We start from the raw sequence: 22,214 nt of genomic DNA, 5'->3' as shown, positions 1-22,214 counted from the left end.
CCGGGAAAGTTCTAGATATGGAAGACAGATTATTGTAGAATAGCACTACTTTCTCATCGCGTTGGCGAAGCCTCTCCTAGAGGAGAATCGCGCTGAATCATCACTAGGGTATAGAAAGTCCCGATCGGAGTCAATCTACCAAAATCTACCATTTCAACAATGTTAAAGCGTGCAAATATTGTTTTATCCCAAGGCAGACATAGAGGGATAGATGATTATATGGACTATCTGCTCGAATTACTGAATTCTATTTACGAATCAGTCGCGATCGGAGATACCTATAGAGCAGATTCTCATAACTACATTATTGACGGTAATTTTTCTAACGAACGCGATGAAATTGAAATTCTTTCTTCTGCTGGTGTTGTTATTATATTTGTTGCCAGTGAATGGGCGCATTTTTTTAAGGGAGTTTTATATTTTAATACATTTCAACATCGCGATTTTCTAATTTCTCGTTTCTTACGAAAATTATCTAAAAAACGCAGAGGATTATTAACGCATCGACTAGTCAAAAAGATTCTTTTTGAGTTATTTAATGTAAGAGTTGATGAAATTTACTATTGGGCAAATAGAGCAGAAGAATTTGCCAAAAATGCTTCATTTTTTACGGCAATAATTGGTGCTTCAAAAGATTTAGTAAAACCTTATAGTGATTTTTACAAAGTTCCAGCTTTTGCAATAGAACCATTTTTTGAGGAAGGGAAATTCTTAGATAAAGATGTAGAGGGTTCAGCAAAACTTTTTTTGTCTGGAAAACTAACTAAATTTCGTCAAGGCATGCTTACAAATATTAAAAAAAGTCATCCTAACCTTGATATTGAATATATTGAGAACAGTACCAATCTATCGTCCGAAAAATTTACCCATGAGTTATACATTCCACAACAATTTCGATGGCCTTATAGCAGTCCTATCCGGACATATAGAGCATATCGACAAGGCTTTATACCTGTTAATTTCTCGCAATACAGACAGTGTATTATGGATATGTATTTACCAATTCTATCAGAATCACCAGAATCTTATGAGCAGTTTATGTCATATAAAATCAAAAAATTAGTTGCAGGTGCAAGAGCTAGTAATGAAGTCAGAAAAGAACAAATTAATGTTTATGTAGAATATCTGAATCGAGATTTAGAACAAGAAAAACAAAAACAACCAATCGCTAAACATATTCAGTTGATTGTAGAAGATTATCAAGGTTTCAATATTGTGAAAGCTGATGAACAATACTATGCCATTCCTCAAGGAGAAGGACAATTTAATCTCGATCGCATTAAACGGCAAGATTATTCTGCCTCATTCTCGGCTATAGATGAAGCAGATGTGCGTCGTCAAATTTTAGAATTCAATCAACATTTTCAACTCAATACTTATAAAATTCAATCAATCAAGAAAAAACAAGGATTTAGGATTATTAAAGTCGATAAAAAATACTATGCGATTCCTGAAAGAGAGGGGAATTTTAGTCTCGATCGCATTGAACGAAAAGATTATTCAATGTTCTTTGTCGCTGATTCGCGATCGGATATTTATCATCAAATTACAGAGTATAAAAAACCTCAAATAGATTCTGGCAAAAATACAATTAACTTTACCATAAAAGGTTATATTAATCAAATTATCACAGTTCTATTCGATCGCTAGCAACAAAAGACAATTATTCACTATCTCCTAATCTTCGTAAATTCATGAATGGATACATTTTCGGAATTGATATCGCTGGAATACAATCTCCTCCAGCAAGATATGCTTATTTATCCCAAGCAGCAATTGATATTGCTACAAGTAGTCAGAATCACTCTTTAAAAATTCTGGAAATTGGATCTTGGGTAGGTGCCTCAACAGTTACGATTGGAACAACATTAAAAAATCGGTTTCCTTCCTTAAATTGGGAACTTCATGTTGTCGATCCTTGGCAGGAGTATTTTAATAATCCAAGGAAAAAATATTTGAATACTCCAATTAATTTAGACCGACATTATTGTTCTATCAACGAACTGGCCAGAACAGGTAGAGCTTTCCAACTTTTTATCAGTAATATACAAAATGCAGGAATCGAGACAAATATTGTAATTCATCAAGGTTCAAGCCTTGATATTCTGCCAAAACTTCCCCAAGAATCCTTCGATTTAATTTATATTGATGGCAATCATTTGTATGAATTTGTCAAAGGTGATATCTTCTATTCGAAGCAACTTGTTAATCGTAATGGTATTCTTTGTGGGGACGATCTCGAATGTCCTCAACCCCCTGTCGATCGGAAAAGACATGAAGAATTATTAGCTCAATCTATTGATTATGACTGTAGCGCAATTTGCTATCATCCCGGTGTGACCCAGGCTGTTATGGAAGAATTAGGAATACTTGAACCAATGGAAGGATTTTGGGCAGTCAGAAATAGTGAGAGGGTTTATGGAAAATACCAAAATATTAATTATTCCTTTAATCCAAGACTGATCCCGAGCTATTTACCTCTTCGGAATGAATCTTTTTTCCTTGGTAGCAAAAATGGTTACAATATTTTCTTAATCGATTGCGGTATTGTACGAGTCAATCAAGACTTTGGTCAAATTAATTTTGCAGATAATATACAAGAACTACTTTCTCGAGAAGATTCTGGGATAGAGTTTGTTGCCTCTAGAGATGAATTTTTGACCTGCGATATATTCAAATTAGTTCCCAGTCAATCTACTAACGATATGATTCAGTTGATCGCAGAAGATTATCAAGGATTTAATCTTTTGACAGTTGGGAATACATTCTATGGTGTTCCTCAAACTGAAGGAGAATTTAGCCTCAAACGAGTGGAAAAGAAAGATTATTCAGTTTTATTTATAGCCGATAATGAAACGGAATTACGCACTCTTTTGCAGCAAAATCCCTATCAAAAAATTCAGTTGATCGCAGAAGACTATCAAGGATTTAATCTCTTAGCAGTTGGGAATAAATTCTATGGTGTTCCTCAAGCCGAAGGAGAATTTAGTCTCGAACGAGTAAAAAAAGAGGATTATTCAATTTTATTTACAGATACTAATGAATTAGCGCTGCGCGAACGGATTATGAAGTATGATAATGAGAAGTGGCGATCTCCTCCCAGTCTTCCAACATTATTCCAGAAGATACTCTCTCACATTGTCAGTTTATTGAGCAACGATCGCTAGTATTTCCTGCAAAAGAGAGCAGTAAATATTTTCTCTATTCATTCTTTCGAGCGACTCTACTCCCTGATAAACCAATGAATGACAATCCTTTTTTCCAATCCGATCTTGCTTCCTCTAGCAAACCATTATTTATTGATTTAGAGCCTGCCTATGGTTGTAACCTTCGTTGTCGGATGTGTCATGTCACCTATATGAAGGACAAAAATCTTCCTAAATTTATAGATAGCAAGAGAATTGATTGGGGATTTGTTCGAGATAAAGATGTTTCTTTGGGTTCGGTATTTGAACCAACGATTCACCCATCCTTTAATGAACTGATTGGTTTTCTGAATAAAGAGAATGCTCGGATTAGTTTAGTCACGAATGGTTTCAATTTATCTCCAGACAAATTTAGCAACCTCTACAATGCGCGGCTCAATATTGTTAACTTATCCTTTGATGGTGCAAGTCAAGAGAAGTATGAATATATTCGTCAACGATCGCGCTACGAACGGGTTATCTCAAATATTCAAAATCTCATCAAGCAGCAGCACAATTCAGAGACTACATTTATTATCAATTTTACAGTCTGTAAATACAATATGGATGAAATTATTCCAGCGATCGATCTCTGGGAATCAATGGGAGTTCATACTCTCAACCTGATTGCAATGGTCGCTCGAGAGCAAGAACCATTCTTTGTTGAAAATTCTCTCTTTGATGTTAGAGAGGACTTCAATAAATCTCTAGAAATGGCGACGGATTATCTGGTGAAAAAAGGTTTGAAAATTAGTCTCATGTCTCCCTATTTTGCCAAACCTGAAGTCAGAGAAAAATATGCAGATTATTTTGTACCACCAAGTGCGATCGCGGTCAACAAGCAGCGAATGATGGGAAGAATTCCGTCATTGTATCATTATTACGGTTATGGAAAGTCTATCATTCCCCATAAGACTTGTAGCGCTCCCTTGACAACAGTAAGAATTGATTACGATGCTAATGTTTATATCTGCAAAAGTATCAAGGTTGGCAACCTCTATGAAAACACATTTGAGGAAATTTGGAATTCATCGGAACGCAGTCAAATTATATCGCAACTCATTGCTAGTCCAAAGCAATGTAATATTTGCGATTATTTTAAGTTTGGCATTAATTTTCAAACGATTGATTATGAAGAACCCGATTACTTTATCTCGCAACACCTTTTGACAGACCCGTCTAATGCCGAAATTCAATTAATTGACGAAGGCTATCGAGGATTTAATTTTTTGAAAGTGGGGAAGCAATTTTATGGAGTTCCCCAAGGAGAAGGAGAATTTAGCCTCGATCGCATTGAAAAGCAGGATTATTCTATTTTTTACCAAGCAGAGGATGAATCTAACTTGCGCGATCGAATATTAAGCGATCGCGTAAATGCTGAAATTCAATTAATTGCTGAGAACGAACGAGGATTTAATCTTTTGAAAATGGGGAATCAATTTTATGCAATTCCCCAAGGAGAAGGAGAATTTAGCCGCGATCGCGTGGAAAAACAAGATTATTCAGTATCCTTTAAGACAGATAGCGAATCAACCCTGCACCAGCAAATTACAGAGTATTGGATGCGATCGCATCCCCATCCTGAAAATATTCTCAAAACTACCTTCAAAAAAGGAGTCAATCGCATCTTCAGATTATTCGGCTAGTCTCCTTATTGAATGAGCGAATTACTCCTTAACGCAAACTCTCTTGAACAATCATGTTAAACCAAGCCAATATTGTTTTATCCCACGGAAAACATAGAGGAATAGCAAGCTATGTAGACTATCTTCTCGACCTGCTGAATTCGCTTTACGAATCCGTTACGATGGGAGATGCCTATCGAGCAGATTCCCATAACTATCTCATTGATGGTAATATTCCTAATGAATCCGATGAGATTAGAATTTTAGCATCTGCTGGTGTAGTCATTATTTTTGTTGCTACAGAATGGACGAAGTTTTTTAAGGAAGTTTTATATTTTGATACCTTTCACAATCGAGATCTCGTCGCTTCATTTTGGTTGCGAAGCCTCCCGAAAAGATCTAGAGGATTATTGACCAATTCATTATTTCTGAAAATTCTCGATCGCTATTTCGACATCCAAATCGATCTACTTTATTTTTATGTCAATAGAGCAGAAGAATTTGAAAAAAACTCCCATTATTTTACAGCCGTCATCGCACCTTGTCAAGATTTAGTCGAACCCTATAAATACTTTGGAATTCCTACTTTTGCGATTGAACCCTTCTTTGAAGAAAACAAATTTCTCAACAAAAATTTACAAAGTAAACCTAAAATATTTTTTTCAGGAAAATTTACAAAATGTCGTCAAGTTGCTCTAGCAAATATGCAAAAAAATCATTCGAGTCTCGATATAAAATATGTTGAAAATAGCACAAATCTATCAGAAGAAGATTTTACCCACGAAGTATACATCCCTCAGCAATTCAAATGGCCTTATGGAAGTCCCATTCGGACATACAGAAGCTACCGACAAGGTTTTATTCCTGTTGATTTTGCCCGCTATACTCAAAATACAATCAATTCTTATCTTCCAGTCTTATCAGACTCACCAGACTCTTACAATGCTTTTATATCCTATAAAATTGACGAATTAGTTGCAGGAGCAAAGGCCAGTAATGCTATCCGAGAAGAACAAATCAAAACTTATCGAGAATACTTGATTCAACAGGAAGACCCCATACATAAAAAATACTACAAAAGTAAAAGTATGGAAGGTCTTCAGTTAATTGAAGAAGCTCATCAAGGCTTTAATATTCTAGAACTCGAAGAGAAATACTATGCCATTCCTCAAGGAGAAGGAGGTTTTAGCCTCCAACGCTTTGAGAAGCAAAATTATTCAGTTTTTTTCACCAGTGAAAGCGAAGCAGATGTGTATCGTCAAATTGCTGAGTATAATCTTTCATCGCCTGCTCAAATTAAGGAAATTAGAAAAGCCTATAAAGGCTTTAATATCCTAGAATTAAATCAGAAATACTATGGGATTCCTGAAGGAGAAGGAGAGTTTAGTCTCCAACGCGTTGAAAAGCAAGATTATTCAGCTTCTTTTATTGGTGAGAGCGAAGCAACCGTGTGTCGCCAAATTAAAAAGTACAAAGCAAAATCCAATCGCAGTTCTCAATTGTACCTCGGTATCAATAAAATTAAAGTTGCAATAAAAGGTTATATTAAAAAACTGATAGACATTCTTTTTGATTCCTAACAAATAATATGAACAAAAAATTAATCCTCGATGTTTTATTCGTTAATCCAAATTCCTCTGCTAAAGCTTATCAAGATTTAGCCAAGACTTATTCTGCTATTGAACCGCCAACTTGGGCATTATTATTAGCGCAGGCTTGCCGTTCTAATGGTTTTAATGTTTCGATTCTCGATTGTGTTGCTGAACGTTTGAGCAACGATCGCGCTGTAACCCGGATCGAGGAAGCCAATCCTCGCTTGGTTTGTTTTGTCATCTATGGTTCAACTCCCAATTCCGGTACCATCAATATGATTGGCGCAAATCAATTAGCCGAAGACTTAAAGGCAAGTAAACCGGGTTTTTCCATCTGCTTTGTTGGTTCCCATACCAGTGCCTTACCCAAAGAAGTTCTTGCTTTGTCTTGTGTTGATTTCATCCTTTTAAATGAAGGAGTTTATGCCCTGCAAAATCTCTTGAGAACCGACCTGAAAAGCGATCTCGGTAAAGTTAAAGGTATTGGTTATAAACAGGAAGGGTATCCTATTCTTAATTCTCCAGAACAATTGGTACCTCAAGAACGAATGGATAGCGATCTGCCGGGTTATGCTTGGGATCTCCTCCCTTATCGCGAGAAGCCTCTCGATCTCTACCGCGCTCATTTTTGGCATGCAGAATTCGATCCTCAAAAGCGGACTCCTTTTGCAGCAATATATACTTCTTTAGGCTGTCGCTTTGCTTGTGATTTTTGTATGATTAATATTGTTAATCGGATGGATAACGAGGATAATATTAATGCTTCTCATTCTAAAGGAATGCGTTTTTGGAGTTCAGAATTTATTCTCAAGGAATTTGAAAAATTGGCAGCAATGGGAGTGAGTAGCATTCGCATTTCTGATGAAATGTTTTTCTTAGATCGACGCTATTATGAACCTTTAATTCAAGGGCTAATCGATCGGGATTTTGGTTTGAGAATGTGGGCTTATTCTAGAGTAGATACTGTGCGCGATCGCGCCTTAGATAATTTCAAAAAAGCGGGAATTGGTTGGTTAGCCTTGGGTATCGAAGCTGGCAATCAAACAGTTCGTCAAGAAGTCTCTAAAGGAAGTTTTCAAGATGTTAATATTCGTGAAGTTTGTCAGAAAATCCGAGAACGCGATATTAATGTTATGAGTAACTATATTTTTGGGTTTCCAGAAGATAACTTAGAAACCATGCAGCAAACCCTCGATTTAGCCCTCGAATTAAATACCGAAATGGCCAATATGTATCCCTGTCAGGCATTACCCGGCAGTCCCATGTATCATATTGCTAAACAAAACGAATGGGAACTGCCAGATTCTTATGAAGGATATGCGTTTTTAAGCTATGAATCCCTGCCTCTGAGAACGAAGTATCTCAGTTCTGCTGAAGTTTTACAGTTTCGGGATAATGCTTGGCAGACTTATTTTACCAATGAAAAATATTTGTCCCTTGTTGAGACAAAATTTGGCCAGCAAGAACGGAAAAATGTTGAAGAGATGGCTTTGATTAAATTAAAAAGGAGGATTCTCGGTGACTGATGCGATCGCACCAGCATTCCCGGTAGGGAGTATCGCGCAAACTAGATCGAATTTAACAAAAGAAGATTTGATTGCTTTTGAGGAAGAAATTGCCAATCTTTTCAACTCTGCTCAAATTCGCGCCCCGGTTCATTTATATTATGGCAATGAAGAGCAAATGATTCAGATATTTCAGAAGATTCGTCCCCAAGATTGGGTCTTCTGCTCTTGGCGAAGTCATTACCAATGTTTATTAAAAGGAGTGCCAAGGGAACAATTGCGCCAAGAAATTTTGGACGGACGATCGATTTCTCTTTGTTTTCCCGAATATCGTATTTTTTCTTCGGCAATTGTTGGAGGAGTTTTACCCATTTCTGTCGGTACGGCGATGTCTATAAAAATGAGAGGTGAAGAGAGTAAAGTTTACTGTTTTATGGGGGAAATGACCGCAGAAACGGGAATTGCTTACGAGTCAATTAAATACAGTCGCAATCACAAACTACCAATACATTTTATCATTGAAGATAATGGGAAATCTGTATGTACGGACACGCGAGAAGTTTGGAATCAACCACATTTGAGTTTTGAAGAATTTGAAAATCGAGAAGATGAGTATATAACTTATTATCGATATGAAACGAAGTATCCTCATGCTGGTGCTGGTATTCGGGTTGAATTTTAAACAAGACTATGAAATATTTTGACGAACTCAAGCGATCGATGAATTTTTTGGCTGAAGACCCTAGAATTGTTTTCATCGGTCAAGCAGTCGCAGTAAAAGGAACTGCGATGACTAATACCTTAAAAGAAGTTCCTTTAGATAAGAGAATTGAATTACCCGTTGCTGAAGAGATGCAAATGGGAATGACGACAGGAATGGCTTTAACAGGCTTGATTCCAGTCAGTATTTTTCCCCGATGGAACTTTCTTCTTTGTGCCATCAATCAATTGGTTAACCATTTAGATAAAATTTCCATGATGTCGAATGGTGGATACCAAACTAAAGCCATTATTCGCACTGGAATTGGTTCGGAACGTCCCCTACACCCTCAACATCAACATATTGGTGATTTTACCGAAGCAATTTCTCGCTGTTGTACGACCATCGAAGTCATTCGTTTAGAAGAACCAGAAGATATTTTTCCAGCTTATGAACTTGCCCTCAAACGCGAAGATGGAAAAAGCACAATTGTGGTTGAATATGGCGATTTTTATAACGAAAAGTAGGAAAAGTTAATGAAACGAAGAACTTTATATATTGCCGGTCATACCGGGCTTGTAGGGTCTGCACTATTAAGGCGTACAATAAAAGATACAAACTATTCTGTAATGACGCGAACTCGTGCCGAACTGGATTTAATGAAATCGGAATGCGTAGAGGAATTTCTACAACGAGAACAGCCCGATCGCATTATTATTGCAGCCGGTAGAGTGGGCGGTATTTCAGCTAATCAAACTTATGCAGGAGAATTCATTCATCAAAATTTAACCATTCAAAATAATTTAATTCATCAAGCAATGAAAGCAGGGGTTAAATCGCTTGTTTTTTTAGGCAGTTCGTGCATGTATCCCAAACATTGTCCTCAACCCATGTCAGAGAGATCGTTGCTGACGGGAGTGTTAGAAGAAACCAATTTACCCTATGCGATCGCCAAACTTTCTGGCTGGGCAATGTGCCTAGCATATAATCAGCAATACGGGACGAATTATATCACCGCAATTCCTGCAAATTTGTACGGCATTAACGATAATTTTCATCCCCAAGATAGTCACGTTATTCCGGGGATGATTCGTCGCTTTCACGAGGCGAAAATCAATGATGCAAAAGAAGTTATTATTTGGGGAACGGGTAAACCGAAACGAGAGTTTTTATTGAGCGACGATCTGGCAGATGCTTTACTATTTTTGCTGGATAGTAATTATCATTCCTCTCAACCGATTAATATTGGTAGTGGAGAAGAAGTCAGTATTGCTGAATTGGCAGAAATAATTAAAGAGATTGTAGGTTTTGAGGGAACTTTAATTTTCGATCCGAATAAACCCGATGGAATGCTTCTCAAGCGATTGGATAACTCCCAACTAGAAAAGTTTGCTTGGTCTGCTCGAACTTCTCTCGCGGAAGGAATAAAAAAAGTTTATCAATGGTGTTTGGATGGTAGAATGTTAGAGCGATCGCATTATGAAGCACCAAACAATACTTAGTTTATTGCGATATTGTCTTGCCAATGAAATTCAAACAATTAATTACAATATCAACGAGCTATGCTTTGATTGGCCTCATTACATTGTCTTTTCTGGAAATTGCTTTTCAAATTTCCAGTCTCAAAATATTGCAAAATAGCTCTCTATTCAAGAGATTATTGAATATTGCCGATCGCAAACAATTTGAACGAGCTTTTTGCCATTCTGATTGGTGGAAACATCGCTTTATCGAACGTTATGAGAATAACTTCGGCATGATTTCCAATGAACCCAGTCATGATTTTCATCCCAATCGAGGCTGGATTCCCAAACCCAATCTCAATCTTACTCTTGGTTCTATAACATATACGACTAATAAGCAAGGTCATCGTGCCTTAAAAGATTACGAACCAAACGCCCAACAATATACTGTGTTAATTGTTGGTGACTCTTTTACTTTTGGAATTGATGCTGACGATCGCTACGTTTGGACAAATTTAGTACAAGCCAAAGATAAACGATTAAATATTGTTAATCTAGCAGTGGGGGGTTATGGTTTAGACCAAATGTATGTTACTTTAAAGGAAAGTATTAAAATTTATAATCCAGATTTGGTAATTACTGCTTTTACTTCTGACGATCTATTTCGTATGAAATTAAACTTCAGAGACTATAAAAAGCCACAGTTAAAACTTAAAAAGAATGGATTAAAGATCGCAAATATTCCAATTGATAGCTTGGAGAACACTTATTTAGAAGCAAAACAAGATTTACAAGAAAATACAATACCAGTTTTGAAGCTAGATGATGTTATTTTTAATCTATCTATTTCTTGCCAAGGACCCGCTTATAAGTTAATTAGTCAAACTTTCTTGGAAATGCAAGAAATTGCGGAGACCAACGATGCTGAATTTCTTTTAGTTTATTTGACTAGCGATCCCGACCTTGCAAATCCCAAGGATGTTGTTTATTATGGTGCTACAGCTTTTCTGAAATTTATTAGCGAAAATAACGTCAATTACTTGAATACTGTTCCGCATTTTTTGGCAAGGAAAGAACAAGACTATAGAGGTGGACATTATCAAAAAAACGAAGCAATTTTAGTGAGCGATCTAATTTATGAGAAAATAATAGCATTAGACTCGTTTGCCAAATTCGGAAAAAAAGAACCATGAAAATTCTTGTCACGGGGGGTGCGGGTTATATTGGCTCAGTTTTAGTGCCAATGCTGTTGCAAAAAGGTTATGAAGTCACCGTTCTCGATAACTTTATGTACGGTCAAACCCCTTTGCTGGATTGCTGCTACGATCGCAATTTGGCGATTATTCGCGGAGACGTGCGCGATCGCGATTTGGTTAAAGAACTCGTCCCCCAATTTGACGCTATTCTACCCTTAGCCTGTTTGACAGGAGCGCCTTTGTGCGATCGCGATCCCGTAGGAGCAAAACAGATTAATCACGACGCAGTACGCTTTATCGCCGAGTGTAAATCCCCAGAACAAATGCTCGTATTTCCCTGTACCAATAGTGGTTATGGCGTAGGAGAACAAGGTATTTTTTGCGATGAAAATACCCCCATGCGTCCGGTATCTTTATATGGACGGCTCAAAGTCGATCTCGATCGCTATCTGTTAGATCGAGGGGACTGCGTAACCTTTCGTTTTGCGACGGTATTTGGGATTAGTCCTCGAATGCGGTTAGATTTGCTCGTGAATGATTTTACCTACCGTGCTGTGGTCGATCGCACTGTGGTTCTCTTTGAAGCGCATTTCAAACGCAATTACCTTCACGTTCGTGATGCAGCAAATGCGTTTATTCACGCGATCGAGAACTATTCGACCATGAAAGGACAGCCTTTTAATGTCGGGCTTTTTGATGCTAACCTTAGCAAACAAGAACTCTGTGAAGCCATTCAGCGTTACGTTCCGGAATTTCGCTTCATTCTTTCAGAGATTGGCAAAGACCCTGATCGCCGCAACTATATTGTTAGTAACGATCGCATTGAAGCGACGGGATTTAAGACGCAAGTTTCTCTCGATCGCGGTATTCAAGAACTCATCAAGGGTTATCAAATTATCCGAAGAAATCAGTTTTCTAACATTTAAAAACAATTTTTTTAGGCTATTTATTCAGAGATTTTCAACTTACTATGTACAGATTTGTTGGTTTGGACGACCAAGAGCTAATAACGCCTTTCGAGATGAGTGTAGCTGAAGAAATGTTCGAGAAAGTTATGAATTCAATTGCATATCGTTCGTCCATAGCTACTTCCCTTAAAGAAGGCGTTGATTTTCCAGATGCTTCTTGGTCTCTCACGCAACCATTTTATAAGCTTTCCCGGCAAATGTTTGAACGGAATCATTTGGATCGATTTCGCTTATACGCGAGCCAGTTTACTGGCTTTCCTTTACTCACATTTAGAGAAGAAAATATATGCCACAATTTGAATGATTCTAATGACAAAATCGATCGATTCTATAATGATACCGTTGCTGAAAAATATAGTAGCATACTCAGTGCTTTCAAGTTTTACAACGACTTACTCCCTCCATACCTAAAACTTCTTACCCCGCCCATTAAGTTTAGTGAAGTGGGTTGGTGGATAGACCATGTTTTAGTTAACCACGATACAGTAGCATACAGAGAGCGTTTGGCCATCATGTACGATTGTGGTTTGCTTAACTTAAAACACCCTCAATCTCTTTTTAACACAACCAATCCTACAATTATAGAAATTGGAGGGGGATATGGAGGGTTAGCATATTACATCGCTAAAGCTATTCCCAAAGTCAACTATATTATAGTTGATTTGCCAGAAAGTCTACTGTATTCATCAATCTACCTTTCGCTCTTATTTCCAGATAGAGATAATCAAATTGTGGATAGAAGTAATTTAGAAGAACTTATAAAGCCAGAAAAAGAATTGGGTGGGTTTAGGTTTATCCCTAATTATGAATGGGAAAATCTGGTTTTATTGAACCATAAAGCCGATCTAGTTATCAACACCTTATCAATGTCTGAGATGAGAGAAGAGCAAGTAAGAAATTACTGTAAAGGTATCGCTAAAATTTGTACCGAACAAGGAGGTGTTTTTTTTGAACAAAATCAAGACAATAGATATCTAGGGTATTTAGATGCCCAACAAGTTATTTCTCAGTATTTCCCTTACAGATATCAGCTTTGCGACAGAGAGTTACCTTATTTTCCTTTCATGCAAGGTTATCCAAACCTATATGCTCATCAAGAACAAAACGACTATTTCAGAAAACGTCCTATTGAGATAGAAAAACGAGAAAGTCCTTATACCAAAGTTCCTAGATTAGTAGAAAGTTATCAGTCTTATAATATTGTAGGATACAGAAACAATTATTTTGGTTTACCCAAAGCGATGGGTCCCATCGATTTAACGATCGCTGATGTCCGAGGACGAGAAGGGGTTATTATTGCTAAGACACTCACTGAAGTCAAACAAGAAATTTCAAGAATACCGAATTCTGAAGTGCCTAGATTAATAGAAAGTCATCAATATTACAATATTGTAGAATACAGAAACAATTATTTTGGTTTACCCAAAGCGATGGGTCCCATCGATTTAACGATTGCTGATGTCCGAGGACGAGAAGGGGTTATTATTGCTAAGACACTCATTGAAGTCAAACAAGAAATTGCCAGAGCTTTGATGGAATAAACCCCAATAAACCAGTTTTCTAATGTTTAAACTATTCCCATGATTATTACGCGCACCCCTTATCGACTGTCTTTATTTGGCGGAGGAACGGATTATAATCCTTGGTTTGAAGAACATGGTGGACTGGTTATTGCTTTAGGGATGGCATATTACTGTTATCTCACAGTTCGTTACCTGCCCCCTTTCTTTGAACATCATAGCCGTATTGTTTATTCCCAGATTGAAAATGTTGCCGAAAATCAAAAAATCACTCATCCTTCCGTTCGCGGTTGTCTGGAATATTTAAAAATTTCCAAAGGTGTAGAAATTCACCATGATGGGGATTTACCTGCGCGTTCGGGAATCGGTTCAAGTTCATCCTTTACTGTCGGTCTTCTCCATGCTCTTCATGCCCTTCAATATCGCACACCTTCTGCAAAACAACTAGCCGTAGAAGCAATCGAAGTTGAACAAATCTTATTACAAGAATCCGTTGGTATTCAAGATCAAATTATGACAGCACATGGCGGTTTTCAAGTAATTGAGATGAAGCCTAGAGGAGAATGGACAACACGCAATCTGTTAGTATCTCCCGATTATTTACAGTATTTAGAGTCTCATATTTTATTGGGTTTTAGTGGTATTCATCGCATCGCAGAACAGCACGCACGCGAGCAAGTTAACAATATTAAACAAGGCAAAACAAGAGAAGAACTTAAATCTATACATACTCTGGCACAAGAAGCGCTTAATCTTTTTTCTCGAGAAGAATCTTTGACTGCGATCGGAAAACTACTTGACAAAAGCTGGCATTTAAAACGTCGTTTAGCTAAAGGAATTTCTGCGGATTGGATGGACGATCTCTATCAAACTGCCTTGCGATCGGGTGCCTTTGGTGGTAAATTGATGGGAGCGGGTGGAGGAGGATTTTTCTTTTTTCTGGCTCCTCCAGAAAAACACGAAATAATCTGTAATGCTCTTCCTCAAATTAAAATTTGGGTACCATTTCAAATCGATTCTGCTGGTTCACGAGTTCTTTTTTCCAGTTCATCTACCAATAGGTTTAGCTACTAATCCATGAGTGATTTCGATCGCAGACTTAAAGAACATAACGATCTTGTTTCTCAACTTATCAATTTAGAAAAGCGTGGTATCCTTGAAGATGCGATCGCGCTCCTTTGTTCTGCTCTATCTTGCAAATTACCCGTACTCATTTGTGGGAATGGCGGTTCTGCTGCGGATGCACTGCATATCTCCGGCGAACTGGTGGGAATGTTTTTGCACCAAAGAAATGCTCTCAATGTCATTTGTTTAAATGCAAATGTATCGGTTTTAACAGCATGGACCAATGATTATGAATGCGATTCGGTTTTTTCTCGTCAAGTTGAGGCCCACGGTCAGCTTGGGGGAATTTGTTGGGGAATATCCACCAGTGGGAATTCTCAAAATATCGTTTGTGCCGTAAAAGTCGCTCGAGAACTGGGAATGAAAACCCTCGGTCTAACGGGAAAAGGTGGCGGAAAAATGGCTCAATACTGTGATATATTAATTGATGTTCCCTCTACAAATACCCCGAGAATTCAAGAGTTACATCTTTTATTATATCACTATATTTGTGAAAAAATTGAGATTCGTTTATGTCAATCAACCCATGTAAAAATGTTAAACTGAACATCCCTACAATTAATTTTTCTGTAAATCTCTTGTTTGCCTGATATGAATTTACCCTTAATGCGAAACAATATTCTGAGAGAAGACTTAGATGCACTGATTGCATATCTCAAACAAGACGATCCAATTTTAACTCAATCCACCAATGTCAGGGCATTTGAGGAAGAGTGGTCGGAATGGTTGGGGGTCAAATATAGTGTATTTGTGAATTCAGGATCTTCAGCTAATCTCCTAACGATGGCTGCTTTAAAACTGCGCTATCCTTCGGGTGGAGAAATTATTGTTCCTCCTCTCACATGGATCTCAGATATTGCCTCGGTATTGCAAAATGGTTTCACCCCAGTTGTTGTCGATATCGATCGCCACACTTTAGGAATGAATTGCCAGCAAGTTATTGCTAACCTGAACGAGAATACCCGGGCAGTTTTTATTACTCACGTTCAAGGTTTTGATGCCTTAACCGATGAACTATTAGAAGAACTAGATCGTCGCAAAATCATTTTAATTGAAGATGTTTGCGAGTCTCACGGTGCAACTCATCATAATAAAAAATTAGGAAATTTTGGTTGGATATCTAATTTTTCTTTTTATTACGCTCACCATATGAGTACCATAGAAGGAGGAATGATTTGTACGAACGATGAAACCGTTTATCAACAACTGCGAATGTTGCGCTCTCATGGCATGATTAGAGAAGCCAGTAGCGTCGGTCTTAAACAAGAATATCAACAAAATTATCCCGATCTCAATCCTGATTTTATTTTTGCTTTTCCCGCTTATAATGTTCGCAATACCGAACTAGGTGGAATTTTAGGTCGCAGTCAACTGAAGCGATTGGATGAAAATATTATCCGTCGCAATCACAATTTAAAGCGCTTTTTAGAGAAAATCGATCGCGATAAGTACCGCACCGATTTCAAACTAGAAGGATGTAGCAACTATGCCTTTAACTTAATCTTGAAAGAACGAGAGAGCGATCTCGTCGTTCGTCTAATGCAAAAAATGAGAGATTCTCAGATTGAGTTTCGCCGAGGGAGTTCCGGAGGAGGAAATCAATTACGCCAACCCTATCTACAAAAAATATTTTCTAACTACGATCTCAATAATTTCCCAGAAGTCGAACACATTCACTTTTATGGGTTTTATATTGGAAATTTTCCCGATTTACAAGATCGTGAAATCGATCGCCTCTGTAGTTTAATTAATTCAGTCTAACGATCGCACGCTTCCCAAAAAGATAGATTATTTATGCAAAAACCAACTTAAAAACATGGAAATATTTCAGGAGAAAATCTATCACGAAGAAAGTGTTCAGCGATATTTTGAGATTGTACGAACCTTGGTAGAATTTAATCTCAAAATTCGCTATCGAGGGTCTTTTCTGGGAATTTATTGGTCGCTTCTCAACCCTGCGATTATGACTGGCGTATATACTACAATTTTTGGAGAAGCTTTTCTCGAATATTATGACGGTTCAATGATTCGTTATATGTTGGCCGCATTTACAGGATTAGTTATCATCCATTTTTATACCACATCAACATCTCAAGCACTCTTAAGCCTTACGATCAATGGCACTTTGCTTAATAAGATAAAACTTCCCGTAGCAGCTTTTCCTCTCGCAATGATCTTTTCCCACCTCGTACAGTTTTGCATCGGTGCTTTACCATTCTTATTGATTGTCACCTTAATTATTTCCAAAAGTATTCTCAATGCGATCGCGCTACTATTTCCGATAATTGGTTTAGCAATGCTTTGTTTGGGAATTGGTTATATCATGAGTGCCTTATACGTTTTCTTTAGAGATCTTCACTATTTTTACGAAATTATTTCCTTTTTGATGTGGATAAGTACGCCAGTCTTTTATCCTCGCGATATCGTGCCACAAAACGTACAACCTATTCTCAAACTCAATCCTTTATCCTCGATTATTGCAAGCATTCGTCAGATCGTTCTCTCTGCTCAATTTCCAGATCTATTTCTGATTTTTCAATCTATACTCGCAGGCAGCATTATTTTAGTCATTGGTTGGATATTTTTTCAAATTTTAAAACCTCATTACATGGATTTAATTTAAAAATGGAATCTGTCAGACTTGAAAATGTATCGCTTTTTAGAAGAACGAAAGAAGAGTTTTCTTATACTCTCAAACAAACCTTATTTTCAATTATCGAAGGTAAATACAAACATCCTGTCAAAAAGAAAGTTTTAAACGAAATCAGTTTTAAGCTCAATGAAGGGGAGAAACTAGGGATTATTGGGTCAAACGGTGCAGGGAAATCAACTTTACTCAAAGCGATCGCAGGGATTTTACAACCCTCTTCCGGTACAGTGAGAACGAGAGGGAGCATTGCCCCTCTAATTGAGTTAGGTGCTGGCTTTAACCCAGATTTATCAGTCATTGATAATATTTTAATGTATGGCGTATTTCTCGGTTTTTCTCGGAAATATATGCGAGACAAAACTGAAGAAATTTTAGAGTTTGCCGAGCTACACGATTATAAGTATGCACCTGTTAAAAGTCTATCATCAGGAATGGCTGCTAGACTTGGATTTGCCATTGCAACCGACGTTCATCCTAATATTCTTATCTTGGATGAAGTTCTATCTGTTGGCGATGCTAGTTTTCAGGAGAAATCAAAGAAACGAATCGAGCAACTTTGGAACTCAACAAATATTACTATCTTATTAGTTTCTCACGATCTTGACTTTATTCGAGATTCTTGTACGCAAGCGATGTGGTTAGATCGAGGAAAAATCATAAACATTGGCGAACCAAACCAAATGATTGAAAATTATCTATCCTCTCTAAATCACAATATTTGAGGTTAGACTAAAGGAAACTTATCACTCAATCAAATAGGCTCTGATGTTGACAATTCAGAACAATACTCCGGACAAAATTTGGAAGCAATAACACCATAGGTCAATAGATCGGAATAGTTGAGATATAATGTAATTAAAGTGGGGTTGAGGTCAAAACTGTTCAGAGTATTGTCAGAACCTCTCTTAATCGTGTATTCTATAATTCTATCTTAGAGTTTGTGATATTTCATAATTCAATGAGCAACACTTCACCAATACTGAAATCAGAAAAACTATGATATTTGAATCAACTGAAAATATTGTTAAGGAGTTTTCCACTACAAGCTCTTTTTTATTAATTTGTTTAGTAGTAGCATTATGTCTTATTTGCATATACCAGAAATTATTAAAAAACAAAAATCGGGATAAAGAGAGTATCGAGACTTTCGTTTCTGCATTCTTCTTAATTTTGCTGACTTATAGCCCTATTATAAAATCGTATTATGTATTTCATGATGACTATTATTTATGGGCTTGGCCGAAAGGAGTTTGCTATACACATCCACAATATCTATTTCTTTTAAGTATTGGTCGTCCTATTGCTAATATTTTTCTTTGTCCCTTGCTTTCTATGATTGATAGCTTGGAAAGTGCTAATCTGGCTCGATTAATATGTATCATCTTAACTTCTATAGTTTTTTTCATTATCAATAGATTTCTAATATATCTAAAATTTAATAAACTTTTTTCTTATTCGATCGCATTAATAATTGTTACAAGTTTTTCTTTTCAAGTTTACAATGCTTGGATTATGGCATCCTATATGCTAATTGGAATTATTTTCTCGATGTTCTCGATTTTTCTTGCTGTAAAATTGATAGAAGCTATAAAAAAGAAAGAAAAATACTTATTAAATCAAGGAGCAATTAAGATAAAAAAATTATTCTATAATGCAAGATTTAGCTCATTTTACATATTATCTATTATTCTCTACATACTAACTCTTGCAACATATCAACCTTCTGCTGGTTTTTTTACATGTTTTGCTGCTATTTATATTCTTAAAGACAAGGAAATAAGATTTACATATTTACGATTGATAGGGATCGTAGTTGGAAGTATATTTTTTGTTTCAAATTTCCTCTATTTTTCGATTTTAAGAGCTTTATTGTTACTATTTTCTTATGATGATTTTATCTCATCTTACGATCCTCGTATCCTGAGATTTGTCTTCGATCCATCTTTTATAGTTGATAGATTAATCTGGTTTTTCAAAGTGCCTTTTTTGAACTCAGTAAACATTCTGAATATAGAAAGTAACTTTCTTTCAGCGATCTTTGTAATTGTATTAGGAGTGAGTTTTATTATCTTATATTTAGAAGACATAAAATATATTTCTGTTTTCAAAAACAAGATTTTGCTTATTGTATATAAATATCTTATTGTTGCTATCTTTATCCCTCTGTCTTATCTATCTGTTTTAGTTAGTAACAATTCAGAGATAAACTATAGAACAATAGCTCCTTTAAGTGTTTTTTGTTTTGTTACTATATTGATTGGACTAGAAACTTTTTTGATAAGTATTCTGTCTAATTCCAAAATTTCCAGATATTTTAAGAATTTATCCAGTAATATATTATTATTCTATTTTCTATCTTTTTTCTGTATGTTTAATCTTCTTAGTGCAAACTTTTATCTTCAAACTTTTGTACGCAATCATTCCTTAGAAATTCATTATTTAAAAGGGCAAATAAATTCAGTTCCTATAGAACATATAAGGCAGATAATGATTGTAACTCCAATGGATAGTTCAATTATTGCAAATTCAATTCATGACTTAAATTATCTCTCTTCTTCATATCCAGGGAATATTAATCAAATGCTAACGGCTGCCTTTACAGAGATATCTATTCTAAAGCAACTGGAACAAATAAAAATCGTTGTATCTCATCACGGTAATAAGAATATTATTCAAGAAGGAAATAGACAAGACTTCAGAGAAATTCAATTAATCCAAGAAGGTTATAAAGGCTTTAATATTATAAAAGTTGATAATTTTTTCTATGCGATTTTACAAGGAGAAGGAGAATTCAGTATTGAACGCATTCAGAGCAAAGATTATTCAATTTTCTTTATCGCAGATAAGCAATCTAATATTCTAGAGAAAATTGACCAATATCTAGAAGCCAACGATCGATTTAAAATAATATTAGGTGATGAAAGCTACAGAGAATTCAATGATATAGAAAGAAAAAAACAGTTAAGAAATGAAGAGCTAATTATAGATATGAATAAAATCGGATTGTTCTAACCTGTGTTTTGTCATTTCTCTGAAATTATTCTAGGTAGTTCAAATATATACTTCAGCATTTCTGTTCGTTGAATGATAATCTTATCTCAACTATAATATTTCAAGAATTTACTGTTCGAGTAGCTAAATTAAAGAAAATTTAATTATGAAAATTCGTGAAATTTTATGGCTTATTCCCGATCGCCAGAACTATCTCTTTCTATCTTACTCGAAAGCACTACAGCAATTAAATTGCCAAGTCACTTTATTTGACCATACAGAGCAATTGTTAGAGTTAGGCATTGATGAGATGTACGATCGGATTCTCAAGTATATTTCGAGACTCGATCGCGAATCCAGTTTAGTTATTGCTTCATTCTACCATTACTCTATGGCATTAACTCCCGAGTTTTTAAAGAAAATATCCGAAAAAATTGGCCTAGTTATCTGGAGTTTTGATGATGAAATATACAGCACCTCACAAACTTTTTATCAAGCACAATCCGCTCATGCTATTATCACTACTGATTTTTATGGACGGGGAATATTTGAACAATTAGATATTCCCACTTTCTTTTTTCCTGCACCAACAATCGATCTGACCATTTTACCTCCTATTAAAGACAAAAAAATAGATATTGCTTTTGTGGGAGATTGTCATAAATCTAATCGTCGCCAATACTTAAATACTTTGAGAGAAGCAGGTTTTAGCGTTGAAATATTTGGTCGCGGCTCAAAAAATGGTTTTATTTCCAGACAGAAGATGAGAGAAGTTTTTGCCAACTCAAAAATATGCTTGAATTTTACTGGCTCTAGTATTCCCAATTCGATCGCTCAATTAGAGCCTTGGCGACAACATATTCATCAATTGAAAGGTCGTCCCTTTGAAATCTGTGCTTTAGGTTCATTTTGCTTAACAGAATGGGTTCCTCATCTGGAACAATGTTTTTCTATCGGACGAGAAGTTGATTGTTTTTGCGATCTTGAAGAGTTGTTAGAAAAAGCTAGATTTTATCTAACTAATGATACCATTCGAGAAGAAATGGCAAAAGCAGCTTATGAAAAAGTGAATCGCGATGTCTTGTCTTTGAAGTCATTGGAGCGAGTATTTCTCGATCTGGAGATGCAACTTTTAGGAAACAAATTATTTGTGCAAAAGAAAGAAATTGTTCGCAGCGACTACTTTCGATTTTTAGAGGTTTTCTTTGCAATTTTAATGGCAATTAAAATGATACAAAATAATAACCTGAGATTGGCAATAAATTTACTCAAACGGTTCAATATTTTTGGTTTCAACAATCGTCATGTCTATCACTTAACTCGGACATTTTTTACTCTCGTAAAAATGATTTATCGAAAAATAATTAATCAAACGGATGGATCGATCCTTTAAGTTAATGAGGTGTAAAAAAAGATTCAGCCGAGACGATACGGCTGAAGTCGAACTATGCGAGCGATCGCAGTCCACTAGTAAATTGAGATAATTACTTAGCGGCAAGATTGCTCTTGTTGGTGAATACAAAAGTTTCAGAATAACCTCACGATCGCGCCAGTTTTCAAGATGCTTCAACTAAACCACCTCATCGGGATCGACTCCTAAGTCTCGCAGTCTTGCAGCGAGGCGATCGGCACGTTGTTGTGGGAGCAGGTCAGTTTTGTAAGAACAAATATATTGAAAAGCTACAAAGCATTAT

General features: G+C 36.3%; 18 protein-coding genes. All 18 read left to right on the top strand.

Going from position 1 to position 22,214, the window contains the following annotated elements; translation table 11 throughout:
• Positions 1–159 precede the first annotated feature (159 nt).
• The 18 genes from AC6RV6_RS21135 (at position 160) to AC6RV6_RS21050 (ending at position 21,913) form a co-directional block, all read left to right on the top strand.
• Positions 160–1,650 (top strand): hypothetical protein, encoded by a 1,491-nt coding sequence (locus AC6RV6_RS21135; RefSeq protein WP_500242859.1) that lies wholly within the window; start codon positions 160–162, stop codon positions 1,648–1,650.
• Positions 1,651–1,694: 44 nt separating this feature from the next.
• On the top strand, positions 1,695–3,167 hold the full coding sequence (locus AC6RV6_RS21130) for a class I SAM-dependent methyltransferase (protein WP_500242858.1): 1,473 nt from the start codon (positions 1,695–1,697) through the stop codon (positions 3,165–3,167).
• Between the two features lie 74 nt (positions 3,168–3,241).
• Positions 3,242–4,831 carry a radical SAM protein gene (locus AC6RV6_RS21125; protein WP_500242857.1) on the top strand — a complete coding sequence of 530 codons (1,590 nt, stop codon included), beginning with the start codon at positions 3,242–3,244 and terminating at the stop codon, positions 4,829–4,831.
• 53 nt (positions 4,832–4,884) lie between these two features.
• Positions 4,885–6,390: a hypothetical protein gene (locus AC6RV6_RS21120; RefSeq protein WP_500242856.1), complete on the top strand. Its 1,506-nt coding sequence runs from the start codon at positions 4,885–4,887 to the stop codon at positions 6,388–6,390.
• Between the two features lie 8 nt (positions 6,391–6,398).
• Positions 6,399–7,928, top strand: coding sequence for a B12-binding domain-containing radical SAM protein (locus AC6RV6_RS21115; protein WP_500242855.1), 1,530 nt, complete (start codon positions 6,399–6,401; stop codon positions 7,926–7,928).
• Entirely contained in the window at positions 7,921–8,589 is a 669-nt protein-coding gene (locus tag AC6RV6_RS21110; RefSeq protein WP_500242854.1) for a thiamine pyrophosphate-dependent enzyme, read from the top strand. Before AC6RV6_RS21115 ends, AC6RV6_RS21110 begins: the two co-directional genes overlap by 8 nt.
• Before the next feature lie 8 nt (positions 8,590–8,597).
• Positions 8,598–9,134 carry a hypothetical protein gene (locus tag AC6RV6_RS21105; RefSeq protein ID WP_500242853.1) on the top strand — a complete coding sequence of 179 codons (537 nt, stop codon included), beginning with the start codon at positions 8,598–8,600 and terminating at the stop codon, positions 9,132–9,134.
• A gap of 9 nt (positions 9,135–9,143) precedes the next feature.
• Entirely contained in the window at positions 9,144–10,109 is a 966-nt protein-coding gene (locus AC6RV6_RS21100; protein ID WP_500242852.1) for a GDP-L-fucose synthase family protein, read from the top strand.
• Between the two features lie 23 nt (positions 10,110–10,132).
• Entirely contained in the window at positions 10,133–11,263 is a 1,131-nt protein-coding gene (locus AC6RV6_RS21095) for an SGNH/GDSL hydrolase family protein (RefSeq protein WP_500242851.1), read from the top strand.
• On the top strand, positions 11,260–12,192 hold the full coding sequence (locus AC6RV6_RS21090) for an NAD-dependent epimerase/dehydratase family protein (protein WP_500242850.1): 933 nt from the start codon (positions 11,260–11,262) through the stop codon (positions 12,190–12,192). Before AC6RV6_RS21095 ends, AC6RV6_RS21090 begins: the two co-directional genes overlap by 4 nt.
• Positions 12,193–12,287: 95 nt before the next feature.
• The gene (locus AC6RV6_RS21085; protein ID WP_500242849.1) at positions 12,288–13,775 is read left to right on the top strand and encodes a putative sugar O-methyltransferase; all 1,488 of its coding nucleotides are present in this window, start codon (positions 12,288–12,290) and stop codon (positions 13,773–13,775) included.
• Between the two features lie 39 nt (positions 13,776–13,814).
• Positions 13,815–14,828 carry a GHMP family kinase ATP-binding protein gene (locus AC6RV6_RS21080; protein WP_500242848.1) on the top strand — a complete coding sequence of 338 codons (1,014 nt, stop codon included), beginning with the start codon at positions 13,815–13,817 and terminating at the stop codon, positions 14,826–14,828.
• 3 nt (positions 14,829–14,831) lie between these two features.
• A complete protein-coding gene (locus AC6RV6_RS21075) occupies positions 14,832–15,425 on the top strand; it encodes a D-sedoheptulose-7-phosphate isomerase (RefSeq protein ID WP_500242847.1) in 594 nt (197 codons plus the stop codon).
• A 45-nt stretch (positions 15,426–15,470) separates the two neighbouring features.
• Positions 15,471–16,640: a DegT/DnrJ/EryC1/StrS family aminotransferase gene (locus AC6RV6_RS21070; protein WP_500242846.1), complete on the top strand. Its 1,170-nt coding sequence runs from the start codon at positions 15,471–15,473 to the stop codon at positions 16,638–16,640.
• Positions 16,641–16,695: 55 nt separating this feature from the next.
• Positions 16,696–17,502 carry an ABC transporter permease gene (locus tag AC6RV6_RS21065; protein ID WP_500242845.1) on the top strand — a complete coding sequence of 269 codons (807 nt, stop codon included), beginning with the start codon at positions 16,696–16,698 and terminating at the stop codon, positions 17,500–17,502.
• Positions 17,503–17,504: 2 nt separating this feature from the next.
• Positions 17,505–18,251, top strand: coding sequence for an ABC transporter ATP-binding protein (locus AC6RV6_RS21060; RefSeq protein ID WP_500242844.1), 747 nt, complete (start codon positions 17,505–17,507; stop codon positions 18,249–18,251).
• Positions 18,252–18,525: 274 nt separating this feature from the next.
• On the top strand, positions 18,526–20,541 hold the full coding sequence (locus tag AC6RV6_RS21055) for a hypothetical protein (protein ID WP_500242843.1): 2,016 nt from the start codon (positions 18,526–18,528) through the stop codon (positions 20,539–20,541).
• 145 nt (positions 20,542–20,686) lie between these two features.
• Positions 20,687–21,913 carry a glycosyltransferase family protein gene (locus tag AC6RV6_RS21050; protein ID WP_500242842.1) on the top strand — a complete coding sequence of 409 codons (1,227 nt, stop codon included), beginning with the start codon at positions 20,687–20,689 and terminating at the stop codon, positions 21,911–21,913.
• The last annotated feature ends 301 nt before the right edge of the window (positions 21,914–22,214 follow it).

Source organism: Spirulina sp. LEGE 11439 (assembly GCF_059821285.1).
The sequence above is the reverse complement of the archived record's forward strand: the minus strand, read 5'-3'. Positions and strand labels throughout refer to the sequence as shown.

What these genes read in the sequence shown, in the direction of transcription:
- AC6RV6_RS21095 (WP_500242851.1), top strand. Translation starts at nt 10,133, where the DNA reads ATGAAATTCAAACAATTAATTACAATATCAACGAGCTATGCTTTGATT.
- AC6RV6_RS21070 (WP_500242846.1), top strand. Translation starts at nt 15,471, where the DNA reads ATGAATTTACCCTTAATGCGAAACAATATTCTGAGAGAAGACTTAGAT.
- AC6RV6_RS21135 (WP_500242859.1), top strand. Translation starts at nt 160, where the DNA reads ATGTTAAAGCGTGCAAATATTGTTTTATCCCAAGGCAGACATAGAGGG.
- AC6RV6_RS21100 (WP_500242852.1), top strand. Translation starts at nt 9,144, where the DNA reads ATGAAACGAAGAACTTTATATATTGCCGGTCATACCGGGCTTGTAGGG.
- AC6RV6_RS21125 (WP_500242857.1), top strand. Translation starts at nt 3,242, where the DNA reads ATGAATGACAATCCTTTTTTCCAATCCGATCTTGCTTCCTCTAGCAAA.
- AC6RV6_RS21115 (WP_500242855.1), top strand. Translation starts at nt 6,399, where the DNA reads ATGAACAAAAAATTAATCCTCGATGTTTTATTCGTTAATCCAAATTCC.
- AC6RV6_RS21060 (WP_500242844.1), top strand. Translation starts at nt 17,505, where the DNA reads ATGGAATCTGTCAGACTTGAAAATGTATCGCTTTTTAGAAGAACGAAA.
- AC6RV6_RS21050 (WP_500242842.1), top strand. Translation starts at nt 20,687, where the DNA reads ATGAAAATTCGTGAAATTTTATGGCTTATTCCCGATCGCCAGAACTAT.
- AC6RV6_RS21090 (WP_500242850.1), top strand. Translation starts at nt 11,260, where the DNA reads ATGAAAATTCTTGTCACGGGGGGTGCGGGTTATATTGGCTCAGTTTTA.
- AC6RV6_RS21065 (WP_500242845.1), top strand. Translation starts at nt 16,696, where the DNA reads ATGGAAATATTTCAGGAGAAAATCTATCACGAAGAAAGTGTTCAGCGA.
- AC6RV6_RS21080 (WP_500242848.1), top strand. Translation starts at nt 13,815, where the DNA reads ATGATTATTACGCGCACCCCTTATCGACTGTCTTTATTTGGCGGAGGA.
- AC6RV6_RS21055 (WP_500242843.1), top strand. Translation starts at nt 18,526, where the DNA reads ATGATATTTGAATCAACTGAAAATATTGTTAAGGAGTTTTCCACTACA.
- AC6RV6_RS21075 (WP_500242847.1), top strand. Translation starts at nt 14,832, where the DNA reads ATGAGTGATTTCGATCGCAGACTTAAAGAACATAACGATCTTGTTTCT.
- AC6RV6_RS21120 (WP_500242856.1), top strand. Translation starts at nt 4,885, where the DNA reads ATGTTAAACCAAGCCAATATTGTTTTATCCCACGGAAAACATAGAGGA.
- AC6RV6_RS21130 (WP_500242858.1), top strand. Translation starts at nt 1,695, where the DNA reads ATGAATGGATACATTTTCGGAATTGATATCGCTGGAATACAATCTCCT.
- AC6RV6_RS21085 (WP_500242849.1), top strand. Translation starts at nt 12,288, where the DNA reads ATGAGTGTAGCTGAAGAAATGTTCGAGAAAGTTATGAATTCAATTGCA.
- AC6RV6_RS21105 (WP_500242853.1), top strand. Translation starts at nt 8,598, where the DNA reads ATGAAATATTTTGACGAACTCAAGCGATCGATGAATTTTTTGGCTGAA.